Annotated in this window: 9 protein-coding genes; 7 read left to right on the plus strand and 2 right to left on the minus strand. The window is 51.8% G+C overall.

Annotated features, from left to right (window positions below; all coding sequences use genetic code 11):
• Positions 1 to 51 precede the first annotated feature (51 nt).
• Together CFK45_RS06625 and gshB are read right to left on the minus strand one after the other, a co-directional pair.
• The gene (locus CFK45_RS06625) at positions 52 to 918 is read right to left on the minus strand and encodes a TonB family protein (protein ID WP_096085647.1); all 867 of its coding nucleotides are present in this window, start codon (positions 916 to 918) and stop codon (positions 52 to 54) included.
• The gene (gshB, locus tag CFK45_RS06630) at positions 918 to 1,871 is read right to left on the minus strand and encodes a glutathione synthase (RefSeq protein WP_096085648.1); all 954 of its coding nucleotides are present in this window, start codon (positions 1,869 to 1,871) and stop codon (positions 918 to 920) included. Before gshB ends, CFK45_RS06625 begins: the two co-directional genes overlap by 1 nt.
• A 289-nt stretch (positions 1,872 to 2,160) precedes the next feature.
• Here gshB and pilG point away from each other — a divergent pair, with 289 nt between their 5' ends.
• The 7 genes from pilG (at position 2,161) to CFK45_RS06665 (ending at position 14,394) form a co-directional block, all read left to right on the plus strand.
• The gene (pilG, locus tag CFK45_RS06635; RefSeq protein WP_096085649.1) at positions 2,161 to 2,544 is read left to right on the plus strand and encodes a twitching motility response regulator PilG; all 384 of its coding nucleotides are present in this window, start codon (positions 2,161 to 2,163) and stop codon (positions 2,542 to 2,544) included.
• Positions 2,545 to 2,584: 40 nt separating this feature from the next.
• Entirely contained in the window at positions 2,585 to 2,947 is a 363-nt protein-coding gene (pilH, locus tag CFK45_RS06640) for a twitching motility response regulator PilH (RefSeq protein WP_096085650.1), read from the plus strand.
• Positions 2,948 to 2,952: 5 nt separating this feature from the next.
• Positions 2,953 to 3,495 (plus strand): chemotaxis protein CheW, encoded by a 543-nt coding sequence (locus CFK45_RS06645; protein ID WP_096085651.1) that lies wholly within the window; start codon positions 2,953 to 2,955, stop codon positions 3,493 to 3,495.
• Between the two features lie 122 nt (positions 3,496 to 3,617).
• Positions 3,618 to 5,813 (plus strand): methyl-accepting chemotaxis protein, encoded by a 2,196-nt coding sequence (locus CFK45_RS06650; protein ID WP_096085652.1) that lies wholly within the window; start codon positions 3,618 to 3,620, stop codon positions 5,811 to 5,813.
• Between the two features lie 9 nt (positions 5,814 to 5,822).
• Positions 5,823 to 6,683, plus strand: coding sequence for a CheR family methyltransferase (locus CFK45_RS06655; RefSeq protein ID WP_096085653.1), 861 nt, complete (start codon positions 5,823 to 5,825; stop codon positions 6,681 to 6,683).
• 18 nt (positions 6,684 to 6,701) lie between these two features.
• Positions 6,702 to 13,478, plus strand: coding sequence for an Hpt domain-containing protein (locus tag CFK45_RS06660; protein ID WP_096085654.1), 6,777 nt, complete (start codon positions 6,702 to 6,704; stop codon positions 13,476 to 13,478).
• On the plus strand, positions 13,459 to 14,394 hold the full coding sequence (locus tag CFK45_RS06665) for a chemotaxis protein CheB (RefSeq protein ID WP_143247490.1): 936 nt from the start codon (positions 13,459 to 13,461) through the stop codon (positions 14,392 to 14,394). Before CFK45_RS06660 ends, CFK45_RS06665 begins: the two co-directional genes overlap by 20 nt.

Below are 14,394 nucleotides of genomic sequence, written 5' to 3' on the forward strand. Positions count from 1 at the left end.
TAGCTTCATTATGGGGCCGCACGGCGCAAAAGCAACACTTTCAGTAAGTACTCAATGGCTGGTACTCAAGCCGCCGATTTCGAAGTTCCAGGTGCGAATAATCTCGAATAGATCGGTTTGTTTTTTGATCTCCGGGGGGAAAGGGTCGAAGGGGGAGGCGAGACGAACAATGCGCAGCGCTGCTTGATCTAGCATTTTATAACCCGAACTTTCGAGCAGCTCGACGCGCGCAACACTGCCATCTGGGCGCACGCTGACACTCAGGCGTAAAGATCCGAAGGTGTTGCTGCGTCGGGCTTCTTCGGGAAAGTTGTCGGTGCCTATACGCTCGACTTTCTGGCTCCAGCGATTGTAGTACGCCGCTTCTTCCGAACTTTTCGTTGAGGTGGAGGTAAAGCGTTTAATGCGCGGCTTGTTCGCCAGGGTTTGTTTTTCCTGATCAAGCTTGGCCTGCAGGCTGGCCATCTTGCGCTTTAGTTCCATCAGGCGATCCTGCTCCTGCTGGCCGTCGTGTTGATTTTGTTGTTTTTCAGTATCTTGGCGACTGACTTTGCGAGCCCGCTCGTTGTTGCTGTCGAGCAGTTCCGTTTCCGGTTTTGGTTGGGCGGCGGCCTGCTGCTGCGGCAGGGGGTTGACTTGGTTGATATTGACATCGGCAATTTGCGCGAGCTCGGTGGTTTTTAGCTCCTTTACTTCGTCGGCACTGCCGCTGGCTTCCTGATTGTGCTGGGCGAGAAAGTCGGCTTTATCGGGTGCCTTTGCGCTTTTGTGGGTAGCGAGGGTAATGTTGAGCGTCGGTGCGAGCTTGTCACTCTTGTTGATTGAAAAGCTAATGCCAAAAATCAACAGCGCATGCAGGGCTAGAGCTAAAAAAATTGTAAAACTGAGCCTGTCGGCGCTGTTGTGTTGATGATCCATTAGTTGCGCAGCGCCTCAATAGCCAGCATCAAGCGCTCACCTATGCGCGTATCGTAGGCGGCGTCTATTTCGCGCACGCAGGTTGGGCTGGTTACGTTAATTTCCGTAAGGTAGTCGCCGATAATATCGAGGCCAACAAACAGCAGGCCTTTCGCTTTCAGTGTTGGCGCGACTTGCTCGACAATCCACTGATCGCGCTCGCTCAGGGCCTGAGGGCGACCGCTGCCACCGGCGGCGAGGTTGCCCCGGCTTTCGCCAGAGGCGGGAATGCGGGCCAGCGCGTAAGGCACGGCCTCACCATCGACAACAAGTACACGCTTGTCGCCGTGTTTTATTTCCGGCAGGTACTTTTGCGCCATGATGAAGCTGCTGCCGTGATTGGTCAGCGTCTCGAGGATAACACTGACATTGCTGTCGTCGCTTTTACAGCGGAATATGCCGGCGCCACCCATGCCGTCGAGCGGTTTAAAAATGACATCGCCGTGCTCGCGGTGAAAATCTCTCAGCATGCCGGCTTCGCGGGCTACAAGTACAGGCGGGCAGCACTGGGGAAATTGTGTGGCAAAGATCTTTTCGTTGCAGTCGCGTAGACTCTGAGCCTTGTTGACGACCAGGCAGCCCTCTTGCTCTGCTCGCTCGAGTACATAGGTTGCGTATATGTACTCGCTATCAAACGGCGGGTCTTTGCGCATCAGAATGACATCCAGCTCAGCCATCGCCTGGTTTTCGCTTTCGCCCAGTTCGTACCATCGCTCGGCATCGTTCCACACTTTTAAAGGCCTAAGCTTAGCTTGGGCCCGGCCCTGACTGAGGTAGATATCTTGCATTTCCATATAAAACAAGCTGTGCCCGCGTTCAGCTGCGGCCAATAGCAGGGCTAACGAGCTATCTTTTTTAAAGCTGATGTCGGCGATGGGATCCATGATAATGCCGATTTTGAGTGCTTGGCTCACTGCTGGGACTCCTGCGGGCTGGGTGTCAGTTGAATATGGTGCCAAAATTAAATTGGCGCTAAAAGAAATTTTGGGCAATTATAGTTTTGGCTAGTTTGATTCGGAAGCCTGTCTCAAATTTTTATATGAGCTTGGAATAAAGCGATTTTTCTATTTTTTTCAAGCGTTTATGGATTAAACTGCAGACATATGTTAAAAGTTTGCACGCGCAATTTTGTGATGCGTGTAGCTTAAGCTAGGTTGAACAGTCTTTGTTCAGCCGGAAATTTCATTTAGTAAGGTCAGCACTATGGAAGCCAATCTCGAGCACCTCAAAGTGATGGTGATTGATGATAGTAAAACCATTCGCAGAACAGCTGAAACGCTGCTGAAAAAAGTTGGATGTACGGTGGTTACGGCAACCGATGGCTTTGATGCTCTGGCGAAAATCGCTGATACTCGCCCGAACATCATCTTTGTAGATATTATGATGCCGCGCCTCGACGGTTACCAAACCTGCGCGCTTATCAAGAACAACAGTGAGTTCAAATCCACACCTGTCATCATGTTGTCCAGTAAGGACGGTCTTTTCGATAAAGCCAAAGGGCGCATCGTCGGCTCTGATCAATACCTCACCAAGCCTTTTAGCAAAGGCGAGCTTATCGGCGCAATTGAAGCGCACATCGGTAGCTAATCACCGCAACTACTCCAAAAGATATCTAGCGAGACAAAACATGGCGAAAATTCTAATTGTTGATGATTCCCCAACGGAAACTTACAAGCTCAGCGGTGTGCTCGAGAGAAATGGTCATACGGTTATTACGGCCGTCAATGGTGAAGACGGCGTTGCCACCGCCAAGCAGGAACTACCCGATTTAGTACTTATGGATATTGTTATGCCGGGCCTCAATGGTTTTCAGGCAACACGTCAACTTAGCAAGGCGCCAGAGACGGCCAACATTCCCGTGATTATTGTCACAACAAAAGATCAGGAAACCGATCGTGTTTGGGGCATGCGCCAAGGGGCCAAAGCCTATTTGACGAAACCCATCGATGAAAAAGAATTGATGAGTACCATCTCCAAGCTGGGAGGCTAAGCTGCATGGCGCAAGCGCCTTTTCAAGCCCTTGTTAACCTGGCCAAACAGTGTCAAAAAGCTGCGCAAGAGCTACCTGCCAAAATTGAATCCGCGCCCCGCTGGAGTGGGCTCGGATTTTTGCTTATGGGGCAGCGCTTTATTGCCCCTTTGGGGCAGGTGGCTGAAATTCTTGAGGTTCCTGGGCACACGCGTCTGCCCGGTGTCCAGCCTTGGGTTATCGGCCTGTCAAATGTGCGTGGCCGCCTGTTGCCGCTGATTGACCTGCCTATGTTTTTGGGGGCGCAACTAGGTTTACAGCGACGCAATCACCGAGTCCTGGTGTTTGATAGTGGCGATATTTTTTCAGGTTTAATGATTGAGCGTTCGCTGGGCATGCAACATTTTGAGCTCGGCCAGCACAGCGCGGAACAGGACGAGCAGGTTCCAGATTTGATTAAGTCTTATCTCGAAGGCTCTTATGTCGATGCGCAAGAGCAGCGCTGGAACGTAATTGATTTAAATAAATTGGCGGCCGATGCGCGTTTTGCTAACGCGTCTCTGCTCTAACAGGCCCGGCGACATACGCAGGGCTGGCCTCGTTTGAGGTGGATGATTTAGCGGGTGCGATGCACTCACAAAAATGAAAAGGCCGACCTTCGGTTGGTTGAGTTACACGCTTGGGAGCGCTTATGAAAGCTGATACAGCCGGACTATTTAGCCGGATGAAGGACAACCCGGTGATGTTGGCATTGATTGCTATGCTACTCATCTCTGTGGGAGTCATGGCGTACATCGCCTATGTCCTCTTCCAGGACTCAAAACGCGATCAGGGTTATCTGCAACTCGTCGCAGATTTGCGGGCTAGCTCGTTCCAGCTGACCTCATTGTCCCGAGATGCAACAGCTGGTGACGAGCAGGCGTTTGAGTCTCTTTCTCAGGTTGTAAAAGCTATGAGCGAGACTTCTCGTGCTTTGCAATCGGGCGACAATCAAACTCGCTTGCTGCTGAGCAGCGAGCTCTCGGCATATGAAGCCGCCTGGAACTCGACTCGCAAGAACGCCACGGTTATCACCGAAAACAAAGATACGATCCTTTTCCTACACAACGTTGCTACAACACTCAACGAAGCGATTCCCCAGCTGCAGAGTGAGCACGATCTGATTGTGGAAATCCTGCTTGAGAACAACGCACCTGCTGATCAGGTGGCGGTGGCACAGATGCAGAGCTGGCGTGCAGAGCGTATTGCACGTAACGTCGATAAAATGCTTCGCGGTGGCGGCGATGCAAACCGCGCGGCTGACCAGTTCAACCTCGATGCTAACCTGTTCGGTAAGGTACTCGCCGGTATGGAAAGTGGCGATGTCGCAATGGATATCAGCCCGATTACTGACCCAGAAGCAAAAGAAAGTTTAACGGAAGTAGCCGAACTATTTGGTTTTGTTAGTGGTCAGGTTCGCGATATTTTTGAAGCATCACCAGCGCTCTTCCAGGCTCGTCAGGCAGCTAATGGTATTCTCGATGAAAGTGCGAACTTACTCGGTGCCCTGACTGCGCTCAGCGACCGCATCGCCAGCCTGCCAACTGAGCGCAAGCTCAATACCGCCGTGCTCGGCATTATGGCTGCGATAGCACTTCTGTGTTTGCTCAGTATTGGCTTGTTATTGAACGGTGCTACTAAGCGACGCCTGAAAGAAACGGCCGATACCAACGACCGTAACCAAAACGCAATTTTGCGATTACTCGATGAGCTTGCCGACCTCGCAGATGGTGACTTGACCACCACCGCAACCGTAACCGAGGACTTCACCGGTGCGATTGCTGACTCGATTAACTACACCATTGACCAACTGCGTATCCTCGTTTCACGAATTAACGATACTTCCGGCCGAGTTGTGGGTTCATCTTCCGACACCCAGCAGACTGCACTGCACCTCGCCGAAGCTGCTGAGCACCAGGCCCAGGAAATTGCCGGAGCATCTGCCGCGATTAACGAAATGGCAGTAACAATTGACCAAGTATCTGCAAACGCCGCCGAATCAGCGGGCGTTGCGGAGCGATCGGTATCGATCGCGAAAAACGGCGCCAAGGTGGTACAGAATACGATCCACGGTATGGATACGATTCGTGAGCAGATTCAGGACACCTCAAAACGTATTAAACGACTCGGTGAATCATCCCAGGAAATTGGTGACATCGTTGGCCTGATTAACGACATTGCTGACCAGACCAACATTCTTGCACTTAACGCGGCAATTCAGGCATCGATGGCGGGTGACGCCGGTCGAGGCTTCGCGGTGGTTGCGGATGAGGTACAGCGACTCGCAGAACGTTCTGCAACAGCGACCAAGCAGATTGAATCACTGGTTAAGACGATCCAGAACGATACCAACGAAGCGGTAATCTCGATGGAACAAACCACCTCCGAGGTGGTACGAGGAGCTCGCCTTGCACAGGATGCGGGTGTTGCCCTGGAAGAGATTGAAACGGTATCTGCAAACCTTGCGGAATTGATTCAAAACATTTCGAACGCTGCACGTCAGCAGGCTTCATCAGCCGGTCATATTTCCAATACGATGAACGTAATTCAGGAAATTACTTCACAGACTTCTGCCGGTACCAACGCCACGGCGAAGTCGATTGGTAATCTCTCTGAGTTGGCGACGGAGCTTAGTGAATCTGTATCGGGCTTTAAGTTACCTGATGAGGTTGAGGCCGAAGAAGAGCTCAGCGATGAAGCTGACTACGAAGCCGATACCGAGCTAAACGAAGTTGAAGCGCTCGATGATGAAGTTATGGAATTGACTGACGAAGAGATGCTGACCGAATTCGAAGAGGCTTATGCCGAGGAAATCGGCGAAGAAAGCGACGATCAAGTGCGAGTCTAATTGTTCGCAATGGCTTGGACTTATGAAGCTGCGCCGGATTTGAGCGACCAGCAATTTGCTCTTTGGAGCCAGTTGCTGGAAATGCGTGTGGGTGTTCGCCTTGGCCAGCATCAGCGCCAGTTTCTGCAGAGCCAGGTCGGTATGCGCATGAGGGAGTTAGGCGAAGAGAGTTTTAGCGACTATTTTCACAGGGTTACAGATGCGCCAAATGCCCAGCTTGAGTGGGCTATCCTTGTCGATCGCTTAGTGGTCAAAGAGACAACTTTTTTTCGGCACAAACCCTCGTTGAACTATGTTGCCCACTTTCTGCAAGACCGTATTAATGCTCAAAAGCTGGGCTCTTCTTTTGATATATGGAGCTTGGGTTGTTCAAGTGGTGAAGAGGCTTATTCACTGGCGATGGTTACCAATGAAAGCTTTGAACTTGCGCAGCTGGAGCAACAGTTTAGTGTCACTGCGACCGACATCAGCAGGGTCGCAATTTCGCTGGCAAAGGCTGCAACTTATCCCGCGCGCAAATTAGAGTTTGTGCCGGCTTCGTTTAAGCGCAAATATTTTGTTGAAATGGCGGATGCAAATTACCGCTTTCAACACCCGGTAGTGAGCAAAATGTGTTTTAGTTGCTCCAATATTTTGAACCTAGATGATATGCCTTCACTAGATTTTGATGTTGTTTACTGCCAAAACCTGCTGGTTTATTTTCAACAGAGCCTTAGGCACAAACTGTTGGATTCTATTGTAAAAAAAATGAAGCCGGGTGCTTTATTGGTTATTGGCTTGGGTGAAGTGACCAGCTGGAGCAATGATCAATTGCAGCGCATACAACGGCCAGAAGTACAGGCTTATGTGAAGCCTGTAAGTAACAACTGAGAGGCAAAAGGGTAGGCGATGGCTGATCAACGCAATTACGCCGCTTTAGAGTGGGTACTGGGTGAAATTGGGGAGACCCTCAACGAAGCTCGGCAAGCCCTTGAGGCCTATGTTGAAAATCCAAAAGACGCAACTCAGCTGCGTTTTTGCATCACTCATATTCATCAGGTTCGCGGCAGCTTGCAAATTGCTGAGTTTAATGGTGCTTCCCTGCTTGCCGAGGAAATGGAGAAACTCGCACAGGCATTAATGCAGGGGGCTGTTACCAGTACAGTTGACGCTCAGGAAGTCCTGATGCGAGCGCTGCTGCAACTGCCGATTTATCTCGATCACGTTAAGGTTTATCGCGACGACAGTGTGCGCTCTATCTTATCGCTGTTAAATGATATACGCGCTGTTCGCAAAGAGCGCTTTTTAACTGAAAGCAATTTATTTACCCCTAAGTTGACAGCGATGGACAACGATTTAGGGGTGCGCCATCCAGTTCTACAAAATACCGTTAAATTAAAAGAGGTCAGCGGCAAGCTGCGCGAGATGTATCAGTTTGCTGCCGCGAGTGTGCTTCGCGGTATCAAGGTGCAGGACAACCTTGCCTATCTTGAAAAAGTTTTTGGACGCCTGTTGGCGTTGACCTCGGGAACCAAAAGTGCCCCATTGTGGTTGATATCTGCGGCATTGGTCGAAGGCCTTAAAAACGAAGGTATAGAACTCAGCATCGCGGTGCAAAACCTTCTGCGTCAACTTGCGCGCGAAATGCGATTATTAAACGAAGGGGCTCCAGCGTCGTTTGAGCATGCGCCCGCTGAAGGCCTTTTGAAGAACCTGCTTTATTATGTTGCAGCATGTGACGAACAGTCGCCACTGGTTGCGAAAGTAAAGCGTCTTTTTATCGAAGATAGCTCAGAGTCTGGCTCGGCAGAGGATGGGAGTGATGCTTACAGCGTTAGCGCCCTTGACCCGGAAGCCGTTCGCTCGGTTGTGGTTGCGCTAAGAGAAGAACTTAAAAGCATTAAGAGCAACCTCGATAACGCCCTGACGACACATGCGGCGCCATCGGAGTTGGTCGACGTGTTGCCCGTTGTTAAGCGTGTGGCCGATACGCTGGCTGTGCTTGGCATTGGTGATTTGCGCCGAAAAATGTTGGTGCAAGCTGAAGCGCTTGAGGAGCTGAGTAAGCGCAATAGTCTCGATGAAGCGACTTTGGTGGACTGTGCCAGCGACATTATTGATGTTGATACTAAGCTGGAAGCGATTGATAAGGCGGTCGATAAACACCGCGATTTAGCGAGTATTAATGAGCGTAGCATTGAAATCGATGAGGCTAAGCTCGCCGTTGTGCGGGAGTGCCAGGTTGGTCTTGAGAAAGCCAAAGAAGCGATTATTGACTACATCAGCTCCCAGTGGGATGCCGGTCATCTCGTTAACATAGAACAGTTGCTGCACGATATCCGCGGAGGTTTGGATATTATTCCTCTCGCGCGAGCGGGCACCATTATCGAGCGCTGCTCTCAATACATTGTCAACGAACTTGCGCAAAAAGACGGTGAAGAGCCAGCCTGGGCGACACTCGAATCCCTCGCTGATGCACTCGCCGGTGTTGAGTATTATCTCGAGCGCTTAAGTACCGATATGACAGAGAGCGGTGATTCGCTGCTCAGTTTGTCAGAGGCCAGCCTTGAGAAACTCGGCGATGCAGCTGCGCTAAGCCGCGAGAGCCTGCAGGCCCGTGAGCAGGCCTTGCAACATGCTCCAGCGCAAGAGAGTGAAAATGGGCCTGAGCAGCAAGTGCTTACTGAGAGTGACACTGTTGCCTCTGCGGATGACGATCGCTCGGAAACTCTTGCCGATGCTGAACAATTCGAAAAATTTGATGAATCAAGGCCGGCAGGTTCTGGCGCAGTTGAACACCCCAATGACGCTAGCGAACTACCAGGTCACAGTTCAGAGCCAGACAATCAGCAGGAAGTTAGCGCGCATATTGAGCTGCAAGAAAGCGAAGCGGTTGAGCCTGATTTAAGCCCAGAGCTGCCGAGTGCGAGTGTGCCGACCGAGCCCACACCCGCAGAGAGTGATGACGATGAAGATAGCCTGATCGACGATGAAATTCTCGAAATCTTTATCGAAGAAGCTGAGGAAGTACTCGAAACGCTTGCTGAATACATTCCTAAGTGGCTGGAAAATACAAAAGATGAAGAAAATCTGACCGTCGTTCGGCGCTCCTACCATACGCTTAAAGGTAGTGGGCGTATGGTTGAGGCGATGGAAGTTGGAGAGCTGGCCTGGTCGGTTGAGAACATGCTCAATCGTGTTATCGACAACACGGTTGAGTATCAGGATGCTCACGGTCAAGTTGTAAGCACGGTTGCGGCGCTGATGCCAACGCTGGTTTCGGCATTTCAACAGCGCAAAGCTAACCCCATCAAGGCGCTGACCGATCAAGTTGCCGAGTGGGCCTTTGCTCTGGCTAAAGGTGAACTAGGTGACGACTACGATGCGGCGCTGATGCGGCGCTTGCAGAGTGATCCAGGCTCGGCTTTGCAGCCGCCAGAGCAGAGCGAGGCTCAGGTAGCCGATGCAGAAGATCGCCATAGCTCGGAAAGCGAGGATGACGAAGATCACGCCCTGTTAGAAATCTTCTGCTCAGAAGTTCAAACTCACTTGAGTACTATCGGTCACTACATTGATGCGATGGAGGCAGCGGCGCCAATATTCACAGCGCCTACCGATGATTTACAGCGAGCCTTGCACACACTTAAAGGCAGCGCCAAGATGGCGGATGTGGCTGCCATTGCTGAACTCTACGAAGCCCTTGAGGGTTTTGCCAAGGAGATGGTCAGCTTCCAGGTCAGCATCAACGAAGATATTCTGCAATTGATCCGCGACGCGGTTACTTACACGCTTGAAGCCGTGACGCAGATACAAAACCGCCAAACCGTTGTTATCGAGAAGCTTGATCAGTTTCTTGCCCGCTGCGCTGAATTGCGCGAGTTGGCCGTCGGTCACCTCGTGCGAATGAAAGAGCAGGACAAAGACGGAGCTAAGCAGGTTGATCCGCGCTTGTTATCTATCTTTATGGCCGAAGAGATGCGCCTGCTGCTCGACGCTGATGAAATCGTCGATGCCTGGTGTTCAGATAGCAACAGTGTGCAGCCGATTGCAAAGATACAGGCTGAGTTGAGAACCCTCGCGGCTGGCGCAGATCAGGCGAGCTTACCGGCGATGAGCTCATTAGCTTTAGAGCTGGAATCTATATACAGCTCCCTGTCGGCAAATCGCGAGCTTGTTAATGATGAGGCTCGTTTGCATCTGACCAAGGCCCACAATGCCTTGCTCGACATGGTTGATGCAGCTGCTGCCGGACAAAATGTTAAAGAGCCGCCGCGAGAAGTGCTCGAGCAGCTCGAGAGTTATGCCGCTACGTTACCTGTTGAGCAGGTCGATGTTGCCGGCAATGACTCTGCGACGAGCGAGCCCGAATCGGCCGCGGCAGCAGACACTGAGCTCGTCGGCGACGGCATAGAGCTTGCCGATGCCTTACCGGGTGACGCAGACTCAGCTGAATTTGAAGACTCCTCAGCAAGCAATAGCGATGAAGAGCCTTTGGCTGATATCAACCTCGAGCCCGTTGCTTTTGACGCGGATGCTCAGAGTGAGCCGCCAGCCTTGCTTGTTCACGCTGAAGCTCCAGCACCACAAGCTGAGCCCGAGGTGCTTGATGTGGGTGATGCTGCGCAGGACTACCTGGATGACTACGCGGATGGTGAGCTAGAGCTCGAAGCCGAAGAACAGCCGGTTGTCACCTCAAGTGACGAACCTGCTCTCGATGACGGCATGCTTATCGAAGAGCAGGATGAAGAGCTAAGTGCAGAAGATATTCTTGGTGAATATGCTATTCCAGAGCCAGAGCCAGAGCCAGAGCCAGAGCCAGAGCTTGAAGAAATCGATATCAGTGTCGTCGATGTTTCTGTTGAGCCTTTGAGTGATACACCTGAAAGTACTGATGAGCCTGGCTTGTCTGATACTTTAGAGTCGGATGAGGTTCTGCCAGAAGAGGGCAGTGAAGTTGAGGGTGCTGCGCTTGAGTTAACAGAGCTCGAAGAAATTAGCATGTCTGCGCTTGAAACCGAGCAAGTTGAAGAGCTGCTTGCCGAACCCCCACTCGAGTCAGATACTTTGCAAGCCGAAGCCGAAGCCGAAGCCGAAGCCGAAGCCGAAGCCGAAGCCGAGTTTGATTTGGGCCTTGATGACTTTGCCGCGCAAGATACAAGCGAAGCGCGTGACGAGCTTCAGCAAGCGGCGCCAGCTGCTGTCACCGGGCTTGGTGAAAGCGGTTTACTGGATATTATCGATACCGAGTCCGAAGACTTTGACGCAGATATTCTGCAAGTCTTCCTCGAAGAAGCTGACGAGCTGTTTGAAGAGCTTGATCACGCTATTCACGCCCTTGAAGGCGGAGACGAAGGTAACGCTCTGGATGAAATGAAGCGTGCTTTGCATACACTTAAAGGTGGCGCGCGCCTAGCCAATCTCGACAACCTCGGTGAATTAGTACACGACTACGAAACCTTTATTATCGACAACGATCCGAGTGGCACAAACAAGGATGCGATGGCGAATATCCACCGTTTCCAGGATCAAGCTTTTCGCGCTGTCAACGCGGTTAAGCTGTCCGTGGGTGCAGGGGGCGATCCCGAGCTCGCCGTTAACGTACCAGAGCCTGAGCCGCCAGTTATCACTGAGGTAGTTGATGCGCCAGCAGTTAGCGATATTGTCGATACTCAAGGCGCCGCGCCTGAGCCTGGCGGCGATAGCAACGTACTGCCCTTTGTCGGTAAAGAGCCTGCTGTTGAACCCACCCCTGCCGGGGCAGCCGAGACCGCTGTGGCGGTGTCGGCCACCGGCGCGGCAGCTGTGGCGACACCTCAGAAAAAACAGGGCCCGCAAGAGGTTATTCGGGTTAACTCGGACCTGCTTGAGGAGCTGGTTAACCTTGCCGGTGAAACCTCCATTTCTCGCTCTCGTCTGGAAGAGCAAGTTAACGAATTTAAGAGCTCACTCGACGAGGTAGACTCAACGATTGACCGTTTGCAAGAACAGCTGCGACGTTTAGATATTGAGACCGAAGCACAGATCCTGTTCCGCCAGGAACAGATGGCCGAGCATTCGGAGAACTTCGACCCACTGGAAATGGATCGCTACTCAGCGCTACAGCAGTTGTCTCGCTCACTCGTCGAGTCGGCATCGGATTTACGTGACTTGCGCGATGACCTCGGTGATCGGGTTCGCGATGCTGAAACCACGTTGCTACAGCAGAGTCGAATTAATACCACCTTGCAAGAGGGTTTGATGCGCTCTCGTATGGTGCCGTTTTCCCGCTTGGTTCCGCGTCTGCGTCGAATCGTACGCCAGGTTGCTGCCGAGCTTGGTAAAAAAGTTAGTTTTGAACTCGACAATGTTGAAGGTGAGTTGGACCGCAACGTCTTGGAGCGCATGGTTCCGCCATTTGAACATATGCTGCGCAATGCTGTTGACCACGGTATCGAAGACCCGGAAAGTCGTATTGCCGCTGGCAAGAGTGAAACCGGGCGCATCGTACTTACGCTTGGCCGCGAGGGTGGCAACGTTGTTATTCGCCTCGCTGATGATGGCCGCGGTGTGGATTTAGGCCGGGTACGCAAAAAAGCGATTGAGCGCGGTTTAATGGCGGCTGATGCTGATTTAAGCGACCACGACATCACCCAGTTTATTCTGCATGCAGGCTTCTCAACCGCTGAGAACGTTACCCAGATCTCCGGCCGCGGTGTAGGCATGGATGTGGTTAACGCCGAAATTAAGCAGCTTGGTGGTGATGTCACTATCAACTCAGATTTTGGCAAAGGTACCGAGTTTGTTATTCACCTGCCGTTTACACTGTCGGTCAACCGAGCATTGATGGTGGGTATTGGCCAGGAAAACTATGCTATCCCGCTCAACTCGATTGAAGGTATTGTGCGTATCAGTCCCTTTGAGCTCGAGCACTACTACGCCCACCCAGATTCGGAGTTTGAGTACGCCGGCGATAAATTTAAGGTGCGCTATCTCGGAGCACTGTTATATCCGGGCTCAAAACCGCGTATAGACAGCGAAGCCTTGCAAATGCCAATTATTTTGGTTCGCACAGCTCAGCACACGATGGCCTTGCAGGTCGATGCGCTGATGGGCAGTCGCGAAGTTGTGGTAAAAAGTCTCGGTGCGCAGTTCTCTGCTGTGCAGGGGCTGAGCGGGGCGACAGTTATGGGGGACGGTAGTGTTGTTGTGATTCTCGACCCCCACTCTCTCGTCAGACAAGAAATTGCTCGCTCTGATTTAATGCTCGATGCCAGCAAACGTGCTCAGCTTGATTTGCACAGTGAAGAGCACGAAGAAGAAAGGGAGCGAATTCAAACGGTTATGGTTGTCGACGACTCGGTAACGGTACGCAAGGTAACCACCCGCTTCCTTGAGCGCGAAGGCTACAATGTTATCACGGCCAAAGATGGCATCGATGCCCTACAGGTACTCGCCAATGAAAGCCCGGATTTGATGTTACTCGATATCGAAATGCCGCGTATGGATGGTTTTGAGGTGGCAAAAAATGTCCGTGGTTCGCAGTCGACTAAGAACTTACCTATCATCATGATCACGTCGCGTACCGGTGATAAACACCGTGAGCACGCAATGAGCCTCGGTGTGAATCGCTACATGGGTAAACCGTATCAGGAAGAGTTACTTATCTCGACCATCCAGGAATTGATTGGTGCTGAGGTCAAGCACTGAGATTGAGCGCGCGGCTTTAAGGCTCGGCCTGCTCGCCGATTCGTCATCTGAGCTCGGTGCTCTGGTGGCGGTCGCGCGTGCGACTTCTCACAAAATAGTTTGTTCGGCTCTGACTCGCTCTTTTTCAGTGCCTCTGCGCGATGATGTCGACGCCTGGGTACTCAGAATTGCTGAGCACTGCGATGCCACTGACGCCATTGTCGAGTGGCTCAGTGAACACGACATACCAATGGTCATTCAAGATGTCAGTGCCAGTGCAGCTATTAATGCAGGTGAATTTGACAGCAAGTTGCGAGACTGTGTCTCGGCGTATCAAGGCGAGACGCGCCTGCTGTCAAAACCAAGCCAGGTATGGGTTTTAGCGGCGTCCACGGGTGGGCCGGAAGTGCTCAATCAGTTTTTTAAACTGGTCGATGATGAGCAAGTTAAGCGTTTTGCGTTTGTGATTGCCCAGCATATTGATGTCGGTGGCCTGCCGGCTTTGTTTGAAAGTTTGGCGCGAAACACGAGCTTGTTATTAAAAAGCTTTGAGCCGGGCATGGCCATTGAAGCCGGTTCTATTTACGTGGTGTCTCCGGCGCGTGAGTTTAGCTTAAGTGATAGCCAGCGCTTGGTGATGACGGGGGGGGAATGGCGCGGCCCCTATCAGCCTTCAATTAACCAAGTAATTGCCAAGGTGGCCAAAGCCTTTCGTGCCAAGGCCGGCGCGGTGGTGTTTACCGGCATGGGCGACGACGGCGCCGCGGCGACAAGTTTGCTTCGGGGCTACGGCGGTAAAGTTGCGATTCAGGAATTTAGCAGTTGCACGGTAGACAGCATGCCGCGCAGTGTTAAAGAGCGCGGTTATGTTAATTTTTGTGGTGATGTAGCGGCTTTAGCCAACTATATTTCCAAACGAGCTCTTGCTGCTCGATAG

Source organism: Agaribacterium haliotis, assembly GCF_002312815.1.
GTDB classification, from domain to species: Bacteria; Pseudomonadota; Gammaproteobacteria; order Pseudomonadales; family Cellvibrionaceae; genus Agaribacterium; species Agaribacterium haliotis.

What these genes read in the sequence shown, in the direction of transcription:
- pilH (WP_096085650.1), top strand. Translation starts at nt 2,585, where the DNA reads ATGGCGAAAATTCTAATTGTTGATGATTCCCCAACGGAAACTTACAAG.
- pilG (WP_096085649.1), top strand. Translation starts at nt 2,161, where the DNA reads ATGGAAGCCAATCTCGAGCACCTCAAAGTGATGGTGATTGATGATAGT.
- CFK45_RS06655 (WP_096085653.1), top strand. Translation starts at nt 5,823, where the DNA reads ATGGCTTGGACTTATGAAGCTGCGCCGGATTTGAGCGACCAGCAATTT.
- CFK45_RS06625 (WP_096085647.1), bottom strand. Translation starts at nt 918, where the DNA reads ATGGATCATCAACACAACAGCGCCGACAGGCTCAGTTTTACAATTTTT.
- CFK45_RS06650 (WP_096085652.1), top strand. Translation starts at nt 3,618, where the DNA reads ATGAAAGCTGATACAGCCGGACTATTTAGCCGGATGAAGGACAACCCG.
- CFK45_RS06645 (WP_096085651.1), top strand. Translation starts at nt 2,953, where the DNA reads ATGGCGCAAGCGCCTTTTCAAGCCCTTGTTAACCTGGCCAAACAGTGT.
- CFK45_RS06660 (WP_096085654.1), top strand. Translation starts at nt 6,702, where the DNA reads ATGGCTGATCAACGCAATTACGCCGCTTTAGAGTGGGTACTGGGTGAA.